The following is a 19,521-nucleotide window of genomic DNA, read 5'->3' as shown; positions in this document are numbered from 1 at the left end:
GGCATCACGAAGTGGCGACCTCCACACCGGACTAATCCGGGGTGGAACCGCGCACCGCCTTACAACGTAGACGTACAAAGCAGACTTGCACCAATCGTGCCAAACGACAAAGTCAGGGCAAACCATGGCGAACCAAGGGCAGAGCGCCGAACACGGTCTTGAGGGGCTGACTGCCGCCGCCAAAAGTGCTGCCAGTACCGAAGGCGCCAAAAAGGGTCTGCCTCCGGTGCATCTGTGGAATCCGCCGTTTTGCGGCGATCTCGACATCCGAATCGCTAACGATGGTACTTGGTTCTACATGGGGACGCCAATTGGACGTCACGCCCTGGTCCGCCTGTTTTCGACGATCCTGAAGCGCGAGGGCGACAAGCATTTCCTCGTGACGCCGGTGGAGAAGGTCGGCATCCGCGTCGACGACGCGCCGTTCATGGCGGTCGAAATGCAGAAAGACGGCGAGGACAACCATCGCGTGCTGAGCTTCCGCACCAATGTCGACGACTGGGTGACATGCGATGCCGCGCACCGGCTGCGCTTCGAGCAGGCCGCGGACGGCGGGCTGACGCCTTACCTGCATGTCCGCGCCGATCTCTGGGCCAAGGTCACCCGCGCGCTCTATTACGATCTTGTTGACATGGGCGAGGAGCGGATGGTCGATGGCCAGCCGATGTTCGGCGTCGAGTCGGCCGGTGAATTCTTCGCCATGGCCGACGCGGAGCAGGTGAGGGCCGCGCTTTGAACAAGCCTATCCTGAGGAGCGAACCCGTCGCGGTCGGCGCGTCGGATTTCTTTGCCCGCTCCAGGGCGAAACTCGGCTTCGACGTTCCGCCCGGTCTCTACGATCCCAACATCATTCCCGCCTCGGGCGATCCCGGCACCGACAAGATGCTCGAGATCGTCGCGCGCGAGCAGCCGGTGCGGCCGGCGGCGGTCCTGATCGCGGTGGTCGACCGTCCCGAGCCGACCGTCCTGCTGACGCAGCGCTCGGCGCATCTGAACGACCACGCCGGCCAGATCGCCTTCCCCGGCGGCAAGATCGACGCGATCGATTCGTCCCCGCTCGATGCGGCGCTGCGCGAGGCCGAGGAGGAGGTCGGGCTGTCCAGAGACTTCGTCGAGCCGATCGGCTATCTCGATCTCTACGCGACCGGCTTCGGCTTCCGCATCCTGCCGACGGTCGCCAAGGTGCGGCCCGGCTTTGACCTCACCATCAACCATTCCGAGGTTGATGACGCGTTCGAGGTGCCGCTATCCTTCCTGATGAATCCGGCGAACCACCAGCTGCACAGCAAGGAATTCCGCGGCATGGAGCGGTTCTACTACGCGATGCCGTTCGCGGAGCGCTACATCTGGGGTGCGACGGCCGGCATGCTGCGTGTGCTGTATGAGCGGATCTATTCATCATGATCCGGCCGGTCCTGACCGAGATCGGAATCTTCCTCATCCCCTTTGTCGTCTATGCGCTGTTCCTGGCCGCCACCCGGTCCGGACTGTTTGCGCGATCCTCCTGGCCGGTCGCCATCGTTGCGCGCCTTGTCCTGGCTGCGCTCGTGCTGGTGATCGCAGGCCTGATCGGGCTTGCGCATTACTCCGGCGCCGCGCCGGATTCGACCTACATTCCCGCCCATATCGAGAACGGCAAGCTGGTGCCGGGCGTGGAAAGATAAGGGCGGCACGATGAGCGCGGAGCCGATCCTTGCCGATGCGCCCTGGCTGACCGCAGGCGGGACCGCGCGTGTCCTGGCGCTGCTCAACGCCGACGGCGAGGAGGCGCGGGTGGTCGGCGGCGCCGTCCGCAACGCGCTGCTCGGCTTGACGCCCGGCGACATCGACATCGCGACCACGGCGCGGCCCGAAGAGGTGGTGCGGCGCGCGAAAGCTGCCGGCATCAAGAGCGTGCCGACCGGCATCGATCATGGCACCATCACACTGGTCATCGACGGTCACCCCTACGAAGTCACGACGCTGCGCGAGGACACCGAAACCTTCGGCCGCAAGGCCAAGGTCGCGTTCGGCCGCGACTGGGTGAAGGACGCCGAGCGGCGCGACTTCACCATGAACGGTCTGTCGGTCGATGCGGCGGGTGTCGTCTACGACCATGTCGGCGGGATCGCGGATGCCAAAGCGCGCCGCGTGCGCTTCATCGGCGATCCTGACCAGCGCATCGCCGAGGATTACTTGCGTATCCTGCGCTTCTTCCGCATCCACGCCGCCTTCGGCGCCGGCGAGCCCGACCGCGACGGCTATCTCGCCTGCATCCGCGGACGCGCAGGCTTGGCCCACCTGTCGGCCGAGCGGGTGCGCATGGAGATGCTGAAGCTGCTGCTGGCCGGCGGTGCATCCGCGGCGGTGCTGGCGATGGCCGATGGCGGATTGCTGCAGGCGCTGGTCGGCGGCGTTGCCTATACCGGGCCGCTGACGATGATGATCGCGATCGAGCGCGAGCTTGGCCTGCCCGCGAGCAGCACGCGGCGCCTCGCCGCGCTGACCGTCGCCGTGACGGAAGACGCCAAGCGCCTCGCGACGCGCCTCCGGCTCTCCAATACTGAGGCCAAGGCGCTGGATTCGATGGGACACCGCTGGTGGCGCTTTGCCACCAAGGACGAGGCCAGCGCACGACGGCTGCTCTACCGGCTCGGCGCCGAGCGCTATCACGATCGCGTGTTGCTCGGCTGGGCGCGCGCCGCGAGCGACGTGCATTCATCGCGATGGCGTGCGCTCGCCGAGTTGCCGCAGCGCTGGACTCCGCCGAAATTTCCGCTGCGCGCCGCCGACTTCATCGCGCGCGGAATGGCGGAAGGGCCCGCGCTCGGACATGTGTTGACACTCGCCGAGGACGCCTGGCTTGCGGCGGATTTTCCACTCGGGGACGCCGCGCTCGCGTCCATCGCAGATCAAGCTGCGGCACGCATCAGCCGCGAACGGAAAACTTGACCATCGTCTCGGGCGTCGCCGACATCTCGATCTTTCAGCTCCTGCCGGTCGCGTTGATGGCGTTGTTTGCGAAACCGGCGCGCCGGCGTCCGACTGCAAATCCAGTCATGTATCGCCGTGGTTCGTTCCCATTCGATATTGCGTCGGTGAGCAGCCGAAATGATCGCGGAAGCGGCGATTGAAGTAGGTCACTTCATTGAAGCCGCAGGCAAAGGCGATGTCACTCACCTTGGTGTCGTCGTAGCGAACGTCCGACAGCATGGCCCGCGCCTTCTGCAAGCGCAGTTCAAGGACGCGCTCGGAGAATGTCGCGCCGCTTTCGAGCAGCAAATCGCTCACATAGCGGCGCGACAGCTTGAGACCATCGGCGATGGCCGTGATCGACAGCGACGGCTCGGCGAAGCGCTTCTCGATGATTGCGATCAGCTCGCGCTGCCGCGCGGCGCGCAAGCCGCGTTCCGCCGCGATCTCCGCGACTTCGCCGCGCGCGCCCAGTGCCAGCACGATCAAGTCTCCGAGCATGGCCTTGGCGCGCCGCGTCAACTCCGGGTCTTCGTAGACTTCATCGGCTTCGAGGAGAAAATGGATAGTGCGCTCGAGATGCCGCACCGCCGGATTGGCCGGGTCGAGCAACATCGCCGCACGATGATCGGCATGCGGAACGAGTTTCAGGATTTGCGCACGAGGGATGGAGGCCAAATTCCATGAAGTGAGGCCGTCCGTGAAGCTCGAGACCGGTTGGGCGATGTTGAAGGCGACGACGCTTTCCGGTTTCAGCTCAAACCCCTGGTTTCCGACTGTCCATAGTTGCGGCTGGGGGCTGCGATAAAAGCCGACGAGAATGTCGTCGCGATCATGGGCCACGTGCTTGCGCGTGCGCACATAGTGCCCGGTCGTCGTGGCAAACCGGCCGACGCTCAATTCGCCAAGAAGGACATTCTTCGACGCGGTGTAGAATGGCTTGTCCTCGGCGTGCTTCATCTCCGCCTTGCCCAGTTGCTCCATCCATATGTCGTGCCACAGGCGGAATCGGGCCTTGTCGTTCAGGTGGGATGGAAGCTGGTCCGATGAAAATTCTACCTTCGGCATATCTGTCCATAATCCTCGCGTGCCGGTTCCATTGGTATCATGAGGCCGCGTGAAAGGCATCCGCCCACCTGTCCACCGACGTGATGCAAAAGCGGACCGCCGTGCATTCCAGGTCAAATTCAATGCCGGATAGGTCAAGTTTTCGGCTGCCAACCGTTGCGCGGAAACCACATTCAGCGGCGGTCCTGGCGCCGTGCCGTTTGGATCAAGCCCAGCACCTTCGCGGACAAGACGACCCAAGCGCGGCCCGGTAGTGATTCCGAACGAGGGACTTGCTGGGAATACCGAACATGAGAAAATTGATCGCGGCCGGATTTGCCGTTTCGGCCATGATGCTGTCGCCGGCATCGGCTGCCGACCTGCCGGTGAAGGCAAAGCCCGTCCCGGTCTATGACTGGACCGGATTTTACGCCGGTGTGAACGTTGGCTATGGCTGGGGCGATCGCGACGTGAGTTATGCCCCGAACGATGACGCTACCCGTCTCTGGTCTGTTTCCGACGGCATCCCGCCACCAGCGTCGTTCAAGACGTCGGGCGCGCTCGGCGGATTGCAGTTCGGCTACAACCGGCAGCTCAGCACGGGCTGGCTTGTCGGCCTCGAGGCCGATTTCAACTGGTCCGGCATCAAAGGCTCAGGCATGAGTTCCGGCGTCATGCCCCCAGTGCCCATTCCAGGTCCATACTCGGCACCCTTTGACGAGCGGATCGACTGGTTCGGCACGGTGCGGGCCCGCCTCGGCTACCTGCCGACCAGCACTTTGTTGACCTATGTCACCGGTGGTCTGGCCTATGGTCAGGTCACGCGCAGCGGAAGCTACATCAACAATAGTACCGTTGGTTTCACAGCCAATGGACTGCCCGACAACAGCGGCTTCACATGCGCGAGCGGCGCCACCTGCTTTTCCGGCGTGTCGCGCGACGTAACTGCCGGATGGACGGTGGGCGGTGGATTTGAATACGCGCTCGGAGAGCGCATGACCCTCAAGGCCGAATATCTATATGTAAGCCTTGCCGGGAAGAAAATCACCGAAACGGCTCTGGCGGTCTTCATTCCCGGCGATACGCCGGCCTCGATTAGCGCCAATGTCGGCCGCGCCACCTTCAGCACTGCGCGCGTCGGTCTTAACTATCGCTTCTAGGGCCTATTCGGTTCTGATTGAATCAGAACCCGGCGCCTTGCGGCCTCCTCGTCACAGACGTTGCTGGACGGCCGGTGGCGGCCTCGCATATGCGGTGCTCCCGAACGCCACTGTCGCAAGAGGGGTGATAGCAGGCGCAGACCCGCCTGCGATCATCTGCCGCTCAACATGTGTTGACACGCGCGGAAGACGCTTGGCTTGCGGCGGATTTTCCACTAGAGGAAGCCGCACTCGCTTCCATCGCCAATCAAGCAGCGGCCCACGTCGGCCGCGACGGGAAAACGTGACCATCGTTTCGGGCTTCGCCGACATCTCGATTTTCCAGCTCCTGCTGGTTGCGTTGATGGCGTTGTTTGCTTCGATCATCGGTGGTCTCGCCGGCTACGGCACCGGCGCCCTGATGCCACTCGTCCTCGTGCCGCTGGTCGGCGCCGAGCCCGTGGTGCCGATCATCGCGATCTCCGCGATCTTCACCAATTCCAGCCGTGCACTCGCCTATGTCCGCTATGCCGATCGCCGCCGCGCGCTGATCGTGCTCGCCTGCGCCGCGCTGACGACCGCGCTCGGCGCCTACGGCTATACGCGCCTCACCAATGCCGGTGCCGCGCTCGTGATCGGCTCCATGCTGATCCTGAGCGTGCCGCTGCGCCGCGTGCTTCGCCGTCGCCAGGTCAGGATCGGCGACACCGGCCTTGCCGCTGGCTCCGTCGGCTATGGCGTATTGGTCGGCGGCACCTCCGGCTCCGGCGTGATCCTGCTCTCGTTGCTGATGGCTGCCGGCCTCGAAGGCGCCGCCGTGATCGCGACCGATGCGATGATCTCGCTCGGCACCGGCCTCATCAAGATCTCGGTGTTCGGGCTCGCCGGCGCGGTGACTGCGCAGGTGCTCGCCTTCGCGCTGCTGATCGGCGGCATCGCGATCCCCGGTGCGTTCCTCGCAAAAGCCTTCGTCGAGCGGATGCCGGTGCATATCCACACCGCGATCCTCGACGCCGCGGTCATCACCGGCGGGCTGGTGATGATCTCGGCGGCGGCGAGGCAGCTGATCGCGTAGACCCGGCTCAGCGCACAGTCGTGTCGGGCGTCGCGTTCAACGGCGCTCCCCCGACCGATATCGGACCCGTCGGGGTCGTTACGCGCGGCGGCTTCTTTTGCCTTGGGGGGACGCGCGCTGTCGAAGCTGGCGCGACGGGAGGCACTGAAGCCGCTGGCATCGCGGCCGTGTGCGCAGGCAGCGGAGCCGGTGCGACCGATACCTGCGGGGCCGGGCTCTTCAGTGCGTCAATTTTCGAACTGAGGTCGGCAAGTTGGCTGACGATCGCCTTTAACTGCTCCTGCTGGTCAGCGATGGCCCTGTCGATCGCTGCCAGGTCGTCGGCCGTTTTTTGTTGCGCGGCGAGCAGGTCCGTCATGATCGCCCGGTCATTGGATCCGCCGTCGGCTTCCCCTGCCTCGCGCCCGGCGGACTGACCGAACAATCCCGGGTTCAGCCAGGCATACGACGCCCCTGCGCCTGCGAGTGCCAGGACAACGACCGTGAAGAGCACAAGCGGCCATCGGCGACGAGGCGCGGGGAGGAATGGCGGTGGCTCCATAGCTGGCCAATTCGGAGGCGATTCGGTGCTCATCCGAACTTCCTAGTCAGCCTTTTCGTCCAGTGCAATTGGTGCGCCAGCGATCGGCATCCGTGAGCAACGGATCGAACGCGTCCCTGCGCTCTCCGTCGAAGCGCATCTGGATCAGGGCGACTCGCCCTGTGCGCTCGCAAATTCGTGGGCACGGCTTCATCCCTCGTTGCGTGCCGCGCGCTGGCGGAGCAGCTTGACGAACGCCTCCGCGGGCGGTGAGAGCACGAGTCCCCGCCGTTGATAGATATAGTAGCGGCGGCGGATGTCCGGAGCGCGCAGCTTGATGAAACGCACGTCGAAATTCGGCGCGAACAGCCGTCCATAGTCGGGAACGGCTGCAAGGCCGGTACCGACGCCCACCAGCGCCAGCGCGGTGGTCAGATATTTGACCTCGACGGCGGTCTGCATGGAAAGCGAGCTGTCGTGCGCATGCAGCAGGCTCTCCAGATGCCGGTTGAACTCGCTGGAATAAATCACCCAGCGCTCGTCGCGCAGTTTTTTCCACGAGACGGCGCGTTGCTGCGCCAGCGGGTGCTTGGCCGAGCAGACCACCCGGATCGGGACATCCATCAGGAACGTGCTGGTGACATCCTCGCCGGTGGCGCGCTCGGGGCCGACGCCCAGTTCCGCCTCGCCCCGGCGCACGATGCTCACCACCTCGTCCGCCATCGCGTCGGTCACGCGCAGGCCGACATCCGGATGGGCCCGCTCGAATTCGCCCAGCACCGCCGCCACCCAGGTGCAGGCCAGCATCTGCGGCGCCACCACGCGGAGCAGGCCGGTGCGAAGCGAGCGAAGGTCCGAAGCGCCCTCCGCGATCTGTTGCAAATCGTCCAGGATGCGGCGCGCCAGCGGAAGCAATTGCTCGCCGGCCGCCGTTAGCAACACGACCGCGCCGCGGTCGAACAGTTTCAGCCCGAGGGTCTCCTCCAGCTGCTGGACCAGCATGCTGACGGCCGACTGCGTCAAATTGATCTGCCGCGCCGCCGCCGTGAAGCTGCCCGCGCGCGCCACCGCGGCAAAGGCGCGCATCTGGCGCAGGCTGAGCGTGGAGAGAACGTCGGGCCGCATCACATATCCTCGCGCGAATGGATCGGTTATCAGAAAACCTGATGACAGTATTAAAAGAATTCGCTTGTGTGATGGGTGAAATATTTCTCAGAATTCCTTTCGATGCACATTGTCGTCATAGGGACCGGAATTGTCGGCGCTTGCACCGCGGCCTGGCTGCAGCGCGACGGCCATGCCGTGACGTTCGTCGATCCGCTGGAGGCGGGCGAGGCCTGCTCGTTCGGCAATGCCGGTTCGCTGTCGCCCAGCGCCTGCCTGCCGGTGGGCATGCCCGGCATGTGGAAGAAGGTGCCGCGCTGGCTGCTCGATCCCCTGGGACCGCTGACGGTGCGCTGGGCCTATGCGCCGCTGGTGGCGCCATGGCTGCTGCGCATGCTCAGCCATTCGTCGCGCGAGGAGGTGACACGCATCGCCACCGCGCTGCGTTCGCTGCTGGCGCCGATCTTCGACTGCTACGATCCGCTGCTCGCCCATGCCGATGCGCAGGCGTTGGTGCGGCGGAGCGGCTGCCTGTACGTCTTTTCCTCGCGCGAGACGGCGGCGCAGTGGGCCTGGGGCATGAACCTGCGGCGATCGCTGGGCGTGCGGATGCAGGACGTCGAACAGGACGAGCTGGAAAGCCTCGAGCCGGACCTGAAGGGACGTTTTCGCTTCGGCATTCTGGCGCCCGACAACGGCTCCACGTCCGACCCGTCCGCCCTCGTCAAGGCGATCTACAATCGCTGCATCGGCGACGGCGCGCGCCACGTCCGGGATCGCGTCCGCGGTTTCGAGCGTCAGGGCCGGCGCGTCACGGCTGTGCGATTGGAGCGCGGCGAGCCGATGGCGGCGGATGGCGTGGTGGTGGCGGCCGGGGCCTGGTCGGGCCCGCTGGCGGCAACGCTCGGCAGCCCGGTGATGCTGGAGACCCAGCGCGGCTACCATGTCACCGTGCAGAGCTCGAACCTGGCACTGCGCCACACCGTGATGGCGGTGGAGCACAATCTGATGGTCAACCCGATGGCCATGGGCCTTCGGCTCGCCGGCACGGTGGAGTTCGCCGGCTTGAAAGCGCCGCCCAACATGGCGCGCGCCGACGCGCTGCTGCGCCAGGGACAGCAATTATTCCCGCATCTGGACACATCGTCCGTCACGCGCTGGATGGGCCATCGTCCCTGTCATCCGGACAGCTTGCCTGTGGTTGGCCCGGTGCGCGCGGCCGACAACGCCTGGCTCGCCTTCGGCCACGGCCATATGGGCATGTGCATGGGTGCGGCGACCGGCCGCGAGATCGCACATCTGGTGGCCGGACGGCCGACGCAGGTGGACCTGACGCCGTTTTCGCCGGAGCGATTCCGTTGACCGCGTCCTGGTCGCTCGCCTTGGACATGGGTGGCACCTTCATCGACGCGGTAGCCTTGCGCAGCGACGGGCACATCACGGCGCTCAAATATCCGCGCGCCGGACGAAGGCTGGCGGAGCCGGTCGTCGAGGCACTCGATCAATTGTGCGCGCAGGCGGGCATCGGGTCAGCCGACATCGACCGCGTGGTGCACGGCTCCACGGTCATCACCAATTTGCTGCTGGAGTTGAACGAGCCGCCGGTGGCCCTCGTCCTGACGCGCGGCATGCGCGACGTGCCGGTCCTGGCGCGCCAGGACCGCAAGGAGCTCTATGAGCCGGTGATCGCGCCGGCCTTGCCCGAAGCAAAGCTGTTTCCGGAGCCGCTGCGTTTCGAAATCGGCGGGCGGATCGACGCCGACGGGCGTGAGGTCGAGCCGCTTGACCTGTCGGCCGTGGACGCCATTGCGGATGCGGTGAGCGCGGCCGGCGTGCGCGCGCTGGCGGTCGGTCTGTTGTTCTCGCACCGCAATCCGGCGCATGAGCGCGCGCTGCGGGCTGCGCTGCATGCGCGCCTTCCACGCCTGTATGTGTCCCTGTCCAGCGACGTCGATCCGCAACCGCGGGAGTTCGAGCGCTGGCTGACCACGGCGCTGGACGCCTATGCCAAACCGCTGGCGGCAGATTATCTGCACGCATTGGCCGAGGCACTGACGGTGCGCGGTCTGCCGGCGCTGCGCCTGATGCGATCGGCCGGCGGCACTGTCCCTTGGCGCGACCTCGCCGAACAGCCGATTGGCCTTGCCATGTCCGGTCCCTGCGCGGCGCTGCAGGGCGTGGCCGCCTGCCTCGGAACTTCCGGTCCCGCGATCATTCTGGATGTCGGCGGCACCAGCGCCGACATCAGCATTCTCCGCGACGGCAGGCCGACCTTTACCGAGGCGCTGGACTGCGGCGGCTTGCCGATCCGCCAGCGCTGCGCGGACATCACGTCGATCGGCATCGGCGGCGGCAGCGTGGTGTCGGTGCTGCCGGGCGGCGCGCTGCGCCTCGGTCCGCGCTCGCAAGGAGCCTGGCCCGGGCCGGCCGCCTTTGGTCTGGGCGGTGACTTGCCGACGCTGAGCGATGCGCTGTGCGTCCTCGACCGCTTGCCGCCCCGATTGGCTGGCGGGATCGTGCTCGACCGCGCCGCCGCCGGGCGCGCGCTCGGCGATGTCGCCGGTGCGCTCGGTCTATCGGTGCCGCGAACAGCCGAGGCCGTGGTGAGCGCGGCCGCCGCCGGGATGGCGGAGGCGCTCAAGACTCACGCCTTCCAGCGCAACCTCGATCCGGCAGACGCGGTGCTCGTCGCCATCGGCGGCGGCGGCGCACAGCATGCGGCCGAGATCGCCGAGCTGGCCGGCATGCGCCGCGTGCTGGTGATGCCGCACGCCGGCGTGATGGCAGCGCTCGGCATGCTCTGCAGTCCTGATGAGGGCGACGTCCGCCTGGCGGCGAGCGAAAGCCTGTCGGATTCGCTATCCCCGCAAGGCGAGGGGCCGCATGCGTTGTTCACGCCGATGACCACCGCCTTTGTGCCGGCGGGCTGGTCCTGGCGGCTCACGCCGGATCAGACACTGACGCTGGAGGCAAAGGCTTGATATCGCGCGCGTCCGACGTCGCACCCGATCAAGCCATTGCGCTCCGCATGGAGCCGCTGCGTTTGGCGCTGCAAGGCACGGCCGACCGCATGCAGGATGGCATGATGCGCGCCGCGGTGTCGTCGATCGCGCGCGAGAGCGGCGACTGTGCCGCGGCGCTGTTCCTGCCGGACGGACGGTTGCTGGCCCAGGCGCGTTCGCTGCCGCTGTTGCTGGGATCGCTGATCCCGGCGGTTTCAGGCGTGCTCGCGCGCTTTCCGCTTCACACGATGTCCGAGGGAGACGCCTATCTGCTCAACGACCCCTGGTCTGGTGGCACTCATCTGCCGGACCTCGCTTTGGTCCACCCGGTGTTCCACGACGGCGAAGTGATTGCTTTGGCCGCGGCCAATCTGCACCACCAGGATGTCGGCGGCATGGCGGCCGGCTCGATCCCGCCTGATGCAACCGAAGTGTACCAGGAGGGCCTGCGCCTGCCGCCGGTGCGCTGGCGCAGCGCCGCGGGGGTGCTATCCGACATCGACGCCATCCTGGCCGCCAACTCGCGCACGCCGGACAATTTGCGGGGCGACCTGCAGGCGCAGTGGACGGCGCTGACGCAAGGCGCGCGCGAACTGCGGCAGCTCGCGCGTCACACCGGACCCCATTTCCCCGAGGTCTGCGATGCCTTGATCGCGCAGACCGAACGCATGACCCGCGCGGCCCTTGGCGCCGCGCCCGACGGCGAATGGACCTGGCACGATCAACTCGATGGCGACGGCGTCGACACCGCGCCGGTGGCCATCGTCGTGAGCCTGCGCAAGCAGGGTGACGCGCTGGTGATCGACTTCGAGGGCAGCGCGGCACAGGTGCGGGGACCGCTCAACGCCTCGCCGGCGGCGATGCTGTCGGCCGCCCTGTTCTTCATGCGCACGCTGGCGCCGGAGGCCCCCAACAATGCCGGTTGCCTGGCGCCGCTCACGCTGAAGCTGCCACCTGGCAGCCTTGTCAATCCGACGCTGCCGGCGGCGGTCAATGCGCGCACGGCGACCGTGAAGCTCGCATGTAACGCCATTCTCGGTGCGTGGTCGCAGTCGGCAAGCGGGACAGGCGTGGCGCCGCATGCCGGCGTCGCCACCGTTCTCGCGCTCAGCGGCACGCGGACGGACGGGCAGCGCTGGATGTTCACCGAGATCATCGCCAGCGGCGCCGGCGCCAGCGTTCACGCGCCCGGCCGCGCCGGGGTGTCCACCGACGTCGGCAACGCGCGCAATACCCCGGTCGAGGTGATCGAGGCCGAAGCGCCGCTGCGTGTGGAATGCTACGAGATCCGCCGCAGCAGCGGCGGCGGCGGCCTGCAATGCGGCGGCGACGGCGTGCGGCGCGCCTATCGCTTGCTCGAAGGGCAGGGCTGGATCGCCTATCGCGGCGAGCGCCATGTCGGCCGTGCGCGCGGTGCTCAGGGCGGCGGGGCCGGCGCAAATTCGGTGGCCCGGGTCTTGCGTGCGGACGGAGCGGTCGAGCTCTTGCCTGCGCGCGCCCGCATCGCGTGGTCCGCCGGCGACCTGTTGATCATCGAAACCGCCGGCGGGGGCGGCTGGGGGCGTCTTGCTCCAGCTGACTCCGCCACCCCACTCGCAAGGAGTTGCCCATGATCCGCTTCCCGATTTCGCGCCGCGCGACGCTGGCGTTGGCCAGCCTCGCGACGCTCCTGCCGACGCTGGGTCATTCGCAGGCAATTTATCCGAACAAGGCGATCCACATTGTCGTGCCTTTCGCACCCGGCGGCAGCACCGACGTGCTCGCGCGGCGTCTGGGAGACAAACTCGCCGTGGCCTGGAGCCAGCCGGTCGTGGTCGAAAATCGCCCTGGCGCCGGCGGCGCCCTGGGCGCCGATTTCGTGGCCAAATCCGCACCCGACGGCTACACCCTGCTGGCGGGCGTCACCGGCAGCAACGCCATCGCGCAGGCGCTGTACCCCAAATTGCCCTACGACGTGATCAAGGACTTCGCGCCGCTGACGATGATGGTGAGCGCGCCGCTGGTGCTGGCCGTCAACCCCGACGTGGAGGCGAAGACGGCGGCCGAGTTCCTCGCTTTGGCCAAGTCGAAACCGGGCGCGCTGAGTTTCGGCTCGGCCGGCAACGGCACCTCGATGCATCTCACCGGCGAGATGTACAAGCAGGCGGCCGATGTCGCGATGGTGCACGTTCCCTACCGCGGCAGCGCCGCCATGCTCACCGACCTCATGGGCGGTCAGATCCAGGTCACGTTCGGCGACGTCCTGGTGCTGTTGCCGCAGATCCAGGCCGGAAAGATTCGCGCGCTCGCCGTCACCTCGAAAACCAGGCACCCCCTGCTGCCTGACGTGCCGACGCTGGATGAAGCGGGACTGAAGGGTTTCGAGGCGCTGTCATGGCAAGGCCTGTTTGCGCCGGCCGGCACGCCGCCCGAAGTGGTTGAAAAGCTGAGTGTGGAAGTGAACAAGGCCATGCAGTCTCCCGACATCAAGGACTACTTTGCGGCGCAGGGCTTCATCATCCAGGGCTCGACTCCCGAGGCCTTCAAGGCCTTTGTCGCGAGCGAGGTGGAGAAGTGGACGCCGATCGTGAAGAATTCCGGTGCGCAGGTGAATTGAGCTGGCGCCGCAGGCCGGCGCGGTACCGCCTGACCGTGCGGTTGCCACGGTGCGTTATCTTTCTTTGGAAGAATCCGCCTTCGATCGCGAGAGGCGATTGCTAGCCGAGCGCCGGGTGCAGCTGCTGCTTGTTCCAGGAAAGTCCGTCCCGATGGAATCGGGACGGAGGGCCGCGCGGCGAGACAGCAGCCGAAGAAGCGATCGCTGCAAAAATCTGCCTGACGGTTTACAGGACGGCGCTGGAGGCCTCGACGGCGCCAGCGGATCAAGCCTGTGCTTTGGCGGACAGATCCTGACACACGCTATAAATTCCGGCGCAGGAAGTCTCCAATTTCAGCCTCGATCCGTCGATGGACCGCTGCACGGTCGATCCCGGGAGCATCCTTGCAGGCCGCAGGCGCGTCAGCCTCCACTGCGGGAGGGCACGGATCGACGAATATAAAATGGCCGCCCGGCACCGTCTCCTGCCGCGGCGGATGGGGCAATGCCGCCGCGAGAGCGAGGATGTTACCCTCAGCCTTGAGATCGCTGCCTTCCGCGCGATAGAGCAGCATCGGCATGTTGACCGACATCAACCCGTTCCGATCAAACAGCGCGCCCCACGGCTCCATCAGGACGAGGGCCTTAACGGCGAGCGCATCCGGCGACCTCTTGCCGACGACGTTGGCCAGGGAGCCGTCGGTCGGCACATCGTCGCAGGCCTTCGGATCGTCGCTGCGGTCTCGGCAATAGGCCGCCAGGTGAGCCAGGCTGGGCGCCGCCCCCGCGGCGATCAGCGCGACGGCCCCGCCCCAGGAGAAGCCCATCATGGCAAGGTGGGTAGGATCGGCATGCGTCGCGAAGCGTGGGTCGGCCAACATCGTATCGAGCGCCTTGTGAACATGGCGCGGTCGATCTTCGAGAGGGCGCTGAGCGCCGGGGTGAAACGGCGCGACCACGATAAACCCCTCGCGCGCCAGCGACGTGGCAAGGTCGGCATAGGGGAGCGGGCTGCCCCCCGCTTTGAGCGTCCCTCCTCCACCATGAGAAAAAAGGACGACGGGAAAGCGCGCCCCGGAAGCGATCGGCGCATCGCGGCCGGCGGCAATGATCCAAGGCCCATCCTGAAAGGGAACTTCGGCCGCGTCTGTCGGATAGACGACCACGGCGTCGAACGGGACAACATCCGGCACTGTGATGCGCGCGATGCCAGCATGGAATCGCTGTGGATCTGCCTGTGCGGATGTGCCGGCGACCAGGAGTGCGAGCACCAGAAAGGCGCGTATGTGCACCACGACGCAGCCTGGTATCCGATCGAAGCCCAACGATCGAAATCTTGCGCAGACCCATGTCGTCATATCTTCACCCCACACGCGCCACTGAGAACATTTAGCTTGCGCGCGAGCTCACGTCCACGCTCCCCGCTAAAGGCGTGGCGGCAGCTTCCGTTCTCACCCACCGGCGTCGTGGCGTCATATGTGAATGGCGTGCGAATACGGCAATTACAGTGCATTCGACTCGGCTTAATCCGCGGCTCGCTAACTGCACCGTAATCCCGGCCCAATTGGCATTCGCGCCTCGACCGTGGATCGAACCTCGCCCAGGGCGTGTGCACATGGACGTCGGCTCCCGGGGCCCAACCGGAAGTCTCCGGGCTTAGTCGTCAACGGCGGCTTATGACCCGGAGCGGTCTCCGGCGCCCCGTCACGCGCCGCGAGAAAAAAGCAATCTTCACGGTATAGTCTAACAAGCTGTGTCGATGACATTTTGCAGCCGTTGGGATATCGAGATGATATCCAACAATTGCACCCGTTGAGCGGGGCTGAACAAGCTGGAGGTGGACATGAACGGCCGGCGAGCCATTATTTTGCTAGGCGTCTTTGCGGCCATTACCGTCAGTTCGGTGTCAGCGCAAACAAGTACCGCTCCTTCCCGGACAGCTTCTTCCAAGGCGAAGACGGAAGATGTCATTACAACGAAAGATATTGTTACGACGACCATTAGCTCTTTAGCTCTTCTAATATCGATGGTTGGCGCAGGTTTTAGTTGGTGGTCGTGGCGAAAGAAAAATCTTGAGGACGCAAAGAAAGCGTTCACGGAATCGATTGCGGCGATGATTACGGCGCGACAAAAGCTAGAAGAATTCAAGAATAGCTCAGGAGAGGAATACGGCAGTCTACGGTCGCAGGGATATCGCATTGCCTTGATTGATCAGCGCCAACTATATCTTTCCAAGGCGTTGCAGCTCTTACAAGTGTATGAACAGGGACTTTCTCCTTCCTATTTTGAACACATGATGCTGGCAGCCAACCTTATTGACCTTGGTCGGACCGCCGAGTCAGTGGAATTTTATGAAAAGAGCTTGGCATTAGCAAAAACGAATGGCGACTTAGTAGCGGAAGCAGCTACACGCCGCGTGTACGGGCGTGCTCAGATAGCCGTTGGAGAATATGACCGGGGGCGCAAAGAAATGCTGACCGCGGCGGCCGATTTCGAGATGCTGGCCACTCGACGTGCCTATGATCAAGTGCGGATGTTTGAAGAGGCGGCGGAAACATATCGCCGTCTCTTATGGGTTGCGCTGCAAGCTGACCAACTTGGGGCGTTAGAAAAGGACTTTGCTGCGATGGAGACCCTTGTTGAGAGGGTTAAAGATCCAATCAGACAGCGCGCTCTGACTATTGGTCTAACCGAATTGCGCGCCGCCATCGATGCGAGAATCCCGACAATTCATCGATCGAGGACTCCGCAAGGAATAGATATGGGCTAAAGTCAGGGGTATGTGGATCAACCAGTTCACCTTGATCACTTACGCCTCCCAATTCCTCATATATTGGCGGATATCGGCGCAGGCAGCGAATGTCCGCTTCTGGCCCTTCCGCGACATCCAGCGATGTCCGCTATTGCGCTGCTGTTGGCAGAGAAGCGGACATCAGGAGCGCTGGAGCGAAACGCTCCGATGTAGCCAGGACGCGGCTTTAGGCGTGCCTACTCCTCGTCCTCGTCTTCCTCATCTTCGTCATCATCGTGGTCTTCTTCCACCTGCACGAGGGTGGCCAGCGGCAGCGTCTCGCGGAACAGGTCGCCTTCCGCGCCCATCCAGAGGCAGAGCACCTCGCCCTCTTTCACCTCCGCGACGGTCAGCGGATGGCCGCCGGATTTCAGCATCACGACGTCGCCGGCTTTCAAGTCCATGGATTGTCCTTTCGAGTTGATCGACCCGGAGGACAGGCTAGCAGGCGGTCATGACACGCGAAAAACGCAAAGGCGCCGCGTGGATCGGTCTCAGCTACGCTCGTTCAAGGCCGGCTGTACCGGCAGGCACTGGTTGCTGAAATAGCCGACAGCGCCGCGGACCAATGGAACGTGGCAGACGAAGCCGGTGGGCCGGTACCGCACCCTGATGCGGTCCAGCTGCGCCATGGTCAGCGTCATGAATGCGTCGAGCCGTCGGGCCTGAAGCTGCAGACTGCGCTCGCTGCCGTCCCGCGGCCCCGTCTCCTGCTTGCGGTCATTGGGGACATCGCTGGTCGATGCCGGGACTTGCAGCGCATTCGGCTGGCTGCGGAGTGCCTCGAAGCAATGGTGCATCACCAGAACGTGGTGCTTGGCGCTTCGCCAGTTGACGGCGACGACCTTCTGCAAGGCGTCGATTGTCCCGTCCGACCGCCTGGCACAGAGATTGACGTAGGATTTCAGCCCATCGGCCGTGGGGTCGTTGCAGAGTTCTTCTGTGGGGCGCCCCGGGTCGCCTCCGGTGTAGATCGCCCCCTTGAATTGCGGCAGGTTGGCTTCGTTGTCGCAATCGAAATTGTATTTCGTGAGCAGCGATGCCGTCAGGGGATCCTGGTCGAGGGTGTGCTCCATCGCTGCGTCACGGCCGATATCGCTGGGCCAATCGATGTAGATCTCCGCCTTGCGTGCGAAGATGGCGCCGTTCCGCCGCAGCGACGCCCGTGCGTTCAAATAGTCCGACAGCGGTTCGAGCGTCTTCGCGTCCACCGGTATGAAGGCGGGATGTGCCCGCGCTTTCAGCGGACCGAGCTGTTCGCGCAGCATGTTCTCCTGCTGCGTCTGCACTTCGGCGAAGGCTTCCGAAATGTCGAGGAAGGTTTTCGTCGCCATGTCCATGTCGGCTTTGGCTTGCTCACCGACCTTTTGCTCATAGGAGCTCATGTACTGGAAGTATCCGCCGAGGAGGCCGGTCAGCAAAGTGACCGCCGTCAATCCCTTGGTGACCGACAGGCGGCTGTCCCATGACAAAACTCTCTGCCATACACCGGGCGCCTCGGCCGGGGGGTGCGCGCGTCCTGTGTCCTTCGGAAGATCCTGCTCCATTGTGGCCTCCGCCTGTACTCCACTCCACGCCCCATGGGGCGAGGGTAATGCAATCCCGGATTGCGGATTGTGAAGCAGTTCACGTCAAGTGGGGCAGGGGAGCTGTCAGAAATCGCCCGGCACGAGCTCGGCTTTTGGCCGTAAGCGAAGCGGCCGCACGCCTCATTCAGATCTGTTTACCTGAGTGCTATCGGCTCTTCCCGAGGGGGCGGTTGCCGCTAAAGTGTCGTTCTGATCCTCGGGGGTGGCCATGCGAAGGCGTGAGTTCATCGGACTGATAGGCGCAACTTCGTTGAGCTTACCTCGACCAGGGTATGCTCAGACGAAAACGAACATGCCGCTGGTCGCGATGATGCTGATCTTCAAATCGGATAGCGCAGCTGCCAAGGAGAGAATCAATGCACTCCGCAGGGGACTCCAGGAGGAAGGGTTCGTGGAAGGGACGAACTATTCTCTTGTCCTGCGGTTTGCCGACGGAGATGTCAGTCGTTTGCCTCAGCTCGCGAGGGAATTGGACGCGCTCAATCCACGCGTCTTCGTCACGGCAGGCTTTGGCGTTCATCCGGATCGGCGTTCATCTCCGGAGATACCGCTGGTTTTTTGCAACGTTGCTGTCGACGTAGTCGCCGCAGGTTGGGTCCAAAGCTATACGCATCCGGGCGGGATGATCACCGGAAATGTCATGAACGCGGTCGGCGGCGAGGAGACGGTAACTCAAAAACGTATTGGGCTTTTCAAACAGCTTGTCCCCGGTCTGACACGAATCGGCATGATTGCGCCCGTTCAAGGTGGCCAAACTGGACCCACGTCGTTGGCGGTGAAGGAGAAGGATGCGTTGCAAAGAGTGGCCGCCCAATTGGACTACGAGTTCGTCTTCTACGGTCTTAATTCCATTGACGATCTGGAAAGCGCCTTTGCGGCGGGACTTCGAGATGATGTGAGCGCCTTCTACATCTCGGGCGAGCCCATGATGATTGGTAATCTGCCGCGCGTCATGACCTTCGTCATGGCATCACGTAAGCCATCTGTCGGTCCTTACCCGGACTGGGCGCGGGCGGGTCTGCTGATGTCCTATGCAACTGATACGAATGACGGCGTGCGTCGTGCTGGAATCTATACCGCGAAAATCCTGAAAGGTGCCAAGCCCGGCGACCTCCCGATCGAACAGGCGAGCAAATTCACTTTCGTGATCAATCAGAAAACCGCAACGGCTCTCGGTATCGTTGTCCCACCGACCTTGCTGGCGCTCGCTGACGAGGTGATCGAATGACAGCGATGCTGTCTGCATGAGTCCGGCTTGACCCTTCTGCGCCATCCAGCGATGTCCGCTGCCGCGCCGTGATTGGCGAGGAAGCGGACATCATGTGCGCCGGAGCCGGAACTCCGATCTGACTGGGATTCGGCTTCAGGCGTGCCTATTCCTCGTCTTCGTCATCCTCATCTTCATCATCCTCGTCCACCTCTTCGAGGTGTTCGAGCACGGCGAGCGGCAGGGTCTCGCGAAACAGATCGCCTTCCACGCCCATCCAGAGACAGAGCACGTCGTCGCCCTTCACGTCGGCGACGGTGAGCGGCTGCCCGCCGGATTTCAGCATGACGATATCGCCGGCTTTTAGTTCCATGGATGGTCCTTTCGGGTTGATTGACTTGAGAAGCTAGCAAGCCGGCATGACGCACCGATCACGGGATGCGGGATCAGTGGATGTGCTGCGGCAGCGCGCATCCGCGGCCAGGCTGCTGAAACTTCGATGACGGACTTTCAAGCTGGG

19 protein-coding genes are annotated in these 19,521 nt (G+C 64.4%); 12 read left to right on the top strand and 7 right to left on the bottom strand.

The genetic code is table 11. The annotated features are described in order from the left end of the window. Positions 1-124 precede the first annotated feature (124 nt). From AC1RR3_RS14570 to AC1RR3_RS14555, 4 genes are read left to right on the top strand one after another with little or no spacing between them, the layout of a single operon-like run. Complete coding sequence (locus AC1RR3_RS14570) at positions 125-736, top strand: DUF1285 domain-containing protein (RefSeq protein ID WP_492823666.1); 612 nt, start codon at positions 125-127, stop codon at positions 734-736. Next, positions 733-1,404 (top strand): CoA pyrophosphatase, encoded by a 672-nt coding sequence (locus AC1RR3_RS14565; RefSeq protein ID WP_492823664.1) that lies wholly within the window; start codon positions 733-735, stop codon positions 1,402-1,404. The genes AC1RR3_RS14570 and AC1RR3_RS14565 overlap by 4 nt, the downstream gene beginning before the upstream one ends. Continuing rightward, a complete protein-coding gene (locus AC1RR3_RS14560) occupies positions 1,401-1,664 on the top strand; it encodes a DUF6111 family protein (RefSeq protein ID WP_492823662.1) in 264 nt (87 codons plus the stop codon). Before AC1RR3_RS14565 ends, AC1RR3_RS14560 begins: the two co-directional genes overlap by 4 nt. Positions 1,665-1,674: 10 nt before the next feature. After that, complete coding sequence (locus AC1RR3_RS14555) at positions 1,675-2,931, top strand: CCA tRNA nucleotidyltransferase (protein ID WP_492823660.1); 1,257 nt, start codon at positions 1,675-1,677, stop codon at positions 2,929-2,931. A 105-nt stretch (positions 2,932-3,036) separates the two neighbouring features. Here the strand turns inward: AC1RR3_RS14555 and AC1RR3_RS14550 are convergent, their stop codons facing one another. Then, positions 3,037-4,260, bottom strand: coding sequence for an AraC family transcriptional regulator (locus AC1RR3_RS14550; protein WP_492823658.1), 1,224 nt, complete (start codon positions 4,258-4,260; stop codon positions 3,037-3,039). 50 nt (positions 4,261-4,310) lie between these two features. Here AC1RR3_RS14550 and AC1RR3_RS14545 point away from each other — a divergent pair, with 50 nt between their 5' ends. Both AC1RR3_RS14545 and AC1RR3_RS14540 read left to right on the top strand, forming a co-directional pair. After that, positions 4,311-5,159, top strand: coding sequence for an outer membrane protein (locus tag AC1RR3_RS14545; RefSeq protein ID WP_492823656.1), 849 nt, complete (start codon positions 4,311-4,313; stop codon positions 5,157-5,159). A gap of 283 nt (positions 5,160-5,442) precedes the next feature. Continuing rightward, positions 5,443-6,213 carry a sulfite exporter TauE/SafE family protein gene (locus AC1RR3_RS14540; RefSeq protein WP_492823654.1) on the top strand — a complete coding sequence of 257 codons (771 nt, stop codon included), beginning with the start codon at positions 5,443-5,445 and terminating at the stop codon, positions 6,211-6,213. A 7-nt stretch (positions 6,214-6,220) separates the two neighbouring features. On the opposite strand, the gene AC1RR3_RS14535 is transcribed toward AC1RR3_RS14540, so the two are convergent. After that, on the bottom strand, positions 6,221-6,571 hold the full coding sequence (locus AC1RR3_RS14535; RefSeq protein WP_492823652.1) for a hypothetical protein: 351 nt from the start codon (positions 6,569-6,571) through the stop codon (positions 6,221-6,223). A gap of 372 nt (positions 6,572-6,943) precedes the next feature. Next, positions 6,944-7,858, bottom strand: coding sequence for a LysR family transcriptional regulator (locus tag AC1RR3_RS14530; protein WP_492823650.1), 915 nt, complete (start codon positions 7,856-7,858; stop codon positions 6,944-6,946). A gap of 102 nt (positions 7,859-7,960) precedes the next feature. Here AC1RR3_RS14530 and AC1RR3_RS14525 point away from each other — a divergent pair, with 102 nt between their 5' ends. Genes AC1RR3_RS14525 through AC1RR3_RS14510 form a run of 4 tightly spaced genes read left to right on the top strand, consistent with a single transcriptional unit; the run spans position 7,961 to position 13,435 of the window. Continuing rightward, positions 7,961-9,199 (top strand): NAD(P)/FAD-dependent oxidoreductase, encoded by a 1,239-nt coding sequence (locus AC1RR3_RS14525; RefSeq protein ID WP_492823648.1) that lies wholly within the window; start codon positions 7,961-7,963, stop codon positions 9,197-9,199. Beyond that, the gene (locus tag AC1RR3_RS14520; protein ID WP_492823646.1) at positions 9,196-10,818 is read left to right on the top strand and encodes a hydantoinase/oxoprolinase family protein; all 1,623 of its coding nucleotides are present in this window, start codon (positions 9,196-9,198) and stop codon (positions 10,816-10,818) included. Before AC1RR3_RS14525 ends, AC1RR3_RS14520 begins: the two co-directional genes overlap by 4 nt. 47 nt (positions 10,819-10,865) lie before the next feature. After that, entirely contained in the window at positions 10,866-12,452 is a 1,587-nt protein-coding gene (locus AC1RR3_RS14515; RefSeq protein WP_492823644.1) for a hydantoinase B/oxoprolinase family protein, read from the top strand. Beyond that, entirely contained in the window at positions 12,449-13,435 is a 987-nt protein-coding gene (locus AC1RR3_RS14510; RefSeq protein ID WP_492823642.1) for a Bug family tripartite tricarboxylate transporter substrate binding protein, read from the top strand. Before AC1RR3_RS14515 ends, AC1RR3_RS14510 begins: the two co-directional genes overlap by 4 nt. A 302-nt stretch (positions 13,436-13,737) precedes the next feature. Here AC1RR3_RS14510 and AC1RR3_RS14505 read toward each other — a convergent pair whose 3' ends face one another. Further along, the gene (locus AC1RR3_RS14505; RefSeq protein WP_492823640.1) at positions 13,738-14,772 is read right to left on the bottom strand and encodes an alpha/beta hydrolase family protein; all 1,035 of its coding nucleotides are present in this window, start codon (positions 14,770-14,772) and stop codon (positions 13,738-13,740) included. A 485-nt stretch (positions 14,773-15,257) separates the two neighbouring features. Here AC1RR3_RS14505 and AC1RR3_RS14500 point away from each other — a divergent pair, with 485 nt between their 5' ends. Further along, positions 15,258-16,184: a hypothetical protein gene (locus AC1RR3_RS14500; RefSeq protein WP_492823638.1), complete on the top strand. Its 927-nt coding sequence runs from the start codon at positions 15,258-15,260 to the stop codon at positions 16,182-16,184. A gap of 218 nt (positions 16,185-16,402) precedes the next feature. Here AC1RR3_RS14500 and AC1RR3_RS14495 read toward each other — a convergent pair whose 3' ends face one another. Both AC1RR3_RS14495 and AC1RR3_RS14490 read right to left on the bottom strand, forming a co-directional pair. Continuing rightward, positions 16,403-16,609 (bottom strand): DUF2158 domain-containing protein, encoded by a 207-nt coding sequence (locus AC1RR3_RS14495; RefSeq protein WP_492823636.1) that lies wholly within the window; start codon positions 16,607-16,609, stop codon positions 16,403-16,405. A 90-nt stretch (positions 16,610-16,699) separates the two neighbouring features. After that, positions 16,700-17,752, bottom strand: coding sequence for a hypothetical protein (locus tag AC1RR3_RS14490; RefSeq protein WP_492823634.1), 1,053 nt, complete (start codon positions 17,750-17,752; stop codon positions 16,700-16,702). Positions 17,753-18,086: 334 nt separating this feature from the next. Between AC1RR3_RS14490 and AC1RR3_RS14485 the strand changes: the two genes are divergently transcribed. Further along, positions 18,087-19,022, top strand: a complete 936-nt coding sequence (locus AC1RR3_RS14485; protein ID WP_492823632.1) for an ABC transporter substrate-binding protein — start codon at positions 18,087-18,089, stop codon at positions 19,020-19,022. Between the two features lie 145 nt (positions 19,023-19,167). On the opposite strand, the gene AC1RR3_RS14480 is transcribed toward AC1RR3_RS14485, so the two are convergent. Then, the gene (locus AC1RR3_RS14480) at positions 19,168-19,374 is read right to left on the bottom strand and encodes a YodC family protein (protein WP_492823630.1); all 207 of its coding nucleotides are present in this window, start codon (positions 19,372-19,374) and stop codon (positions 19,168-19,170) included. Between the last annotated feature and the right edge of the window lie 147 nt (positions 19,375-19,521).

The sequence above is a fragment of the Bradyrhizobium sp. GW821-FHT13H05 genome, assembly GCF_058804065.1.
The sequence above is the reverse complement of the archived record's forward strand: the minus strand, read 5'-3'. Positions and strand labels throughout refer to the sequence as shown.

Coding starts and splice junctions, on each gene's coding strand:
- AC1RR3_RS14570 (WP_492823666.1), top strand. CDS start 125: ATGGCGAACCAAGGGCAGAGCGCCGAACACGGTCTTGAGGGGCTGACT.
- AC1RR3_RS14560 (WP_492823662.1), top strand. CDS start 1,401: ATGATCCGGCCGGTCCTGACCGAGATCGGAATCTTCCTCATCCCCTTT.
- AC1RR3_RS14555 (WP_492823660.1), top strand. CDS start 1,675: ATGAGCGCGGAGCCGATCCTTGCCGATGCGCCCTGGCTGACCGCAGGC.
- AC1RR3_RS14545 (WP_492823656.1), top strand. CDS start 4,311: ATGAGAAAATTGATCGCGGCCGGATTTGCCGTTTCGGCCATGATGCTG.
- AC1RR3_RS14535 (WP_492823652.1), bottom strand. CDS start 6,571: ATGACGGACCTGCTCGCCGCGCAACAAAAAACGGCCGACGACCTGGCA.
- AC1RR3_RS14530 (WP_492823650.1), bottom strand. CDS start 7,858: ATGCGGCCCGACGTTCTCTCCACGCTCAGCCTGCGCCAGATGCGCGCC.
- AC1RR3_RS14525 (WP_492823648.1), top strand. CDS start 7,961: ATGCACATTGTCGTCATAGGGACCGGAATTGTCGGCGCTTGCACCGCG.
- AC1RR3_RS14515 (WP_492823644.1), top strand. CDS start 10,866: ATGGAGCCGCTGCGTTTGGCGCTGCAAGGCACGGCCGACCGCATGCAG.
- AC1RR3_RS14510 (WP_492823642.1), top strand. CDS start 12,449: ATGATCCGCTTCCCGATTTCGCGCCGCGCGACGCTGGCGTTGGCCAGC.
- AC1RR3_RS14505 (WP_492823640.1), bottom strand. CDS start 14,772: ATGACGACATGGGTCTGCGCAAGATTTCGATCGTTGGGCTTCGATCGG.
- AC1RR3_RS14500 (WP_492823638.1), top strand. CDS start 15,258: ATGAACGGCCGGCGAGCCATTATTTTGCTAGGCGTCTTTGCGGCCATT.
- AC1RR3_RS14495 (WP_492823636.1), bottom strand. CDS start 16,609: ATGGACTTGAAAGCCGGCGACGTCGTGATGCTGAAATCCGGCGGCCAT.
- AC1RR3_RS14490 (WP_492823634.1), bottom strand. CDS start 17,752: ATGGAGCAGGATCTTCCGAAGGACACAGGACGCGCGCACCCCCCGGCC.
- AC1RR3_RS14485 (WP_492823632.1), top strand. CDS start 18,087: ATGCCGCTGGTCGCGATGATGCTGATCTTCAAATCGGATAGCGCAGCT.
- AC1RR3_RS14480 (WP_492823630.1), bottom strand. CDS start 19,374: ATGGAACTAAAAGCCGGCGATATCGTCATGCTGAAATCCGGCGGGCAG.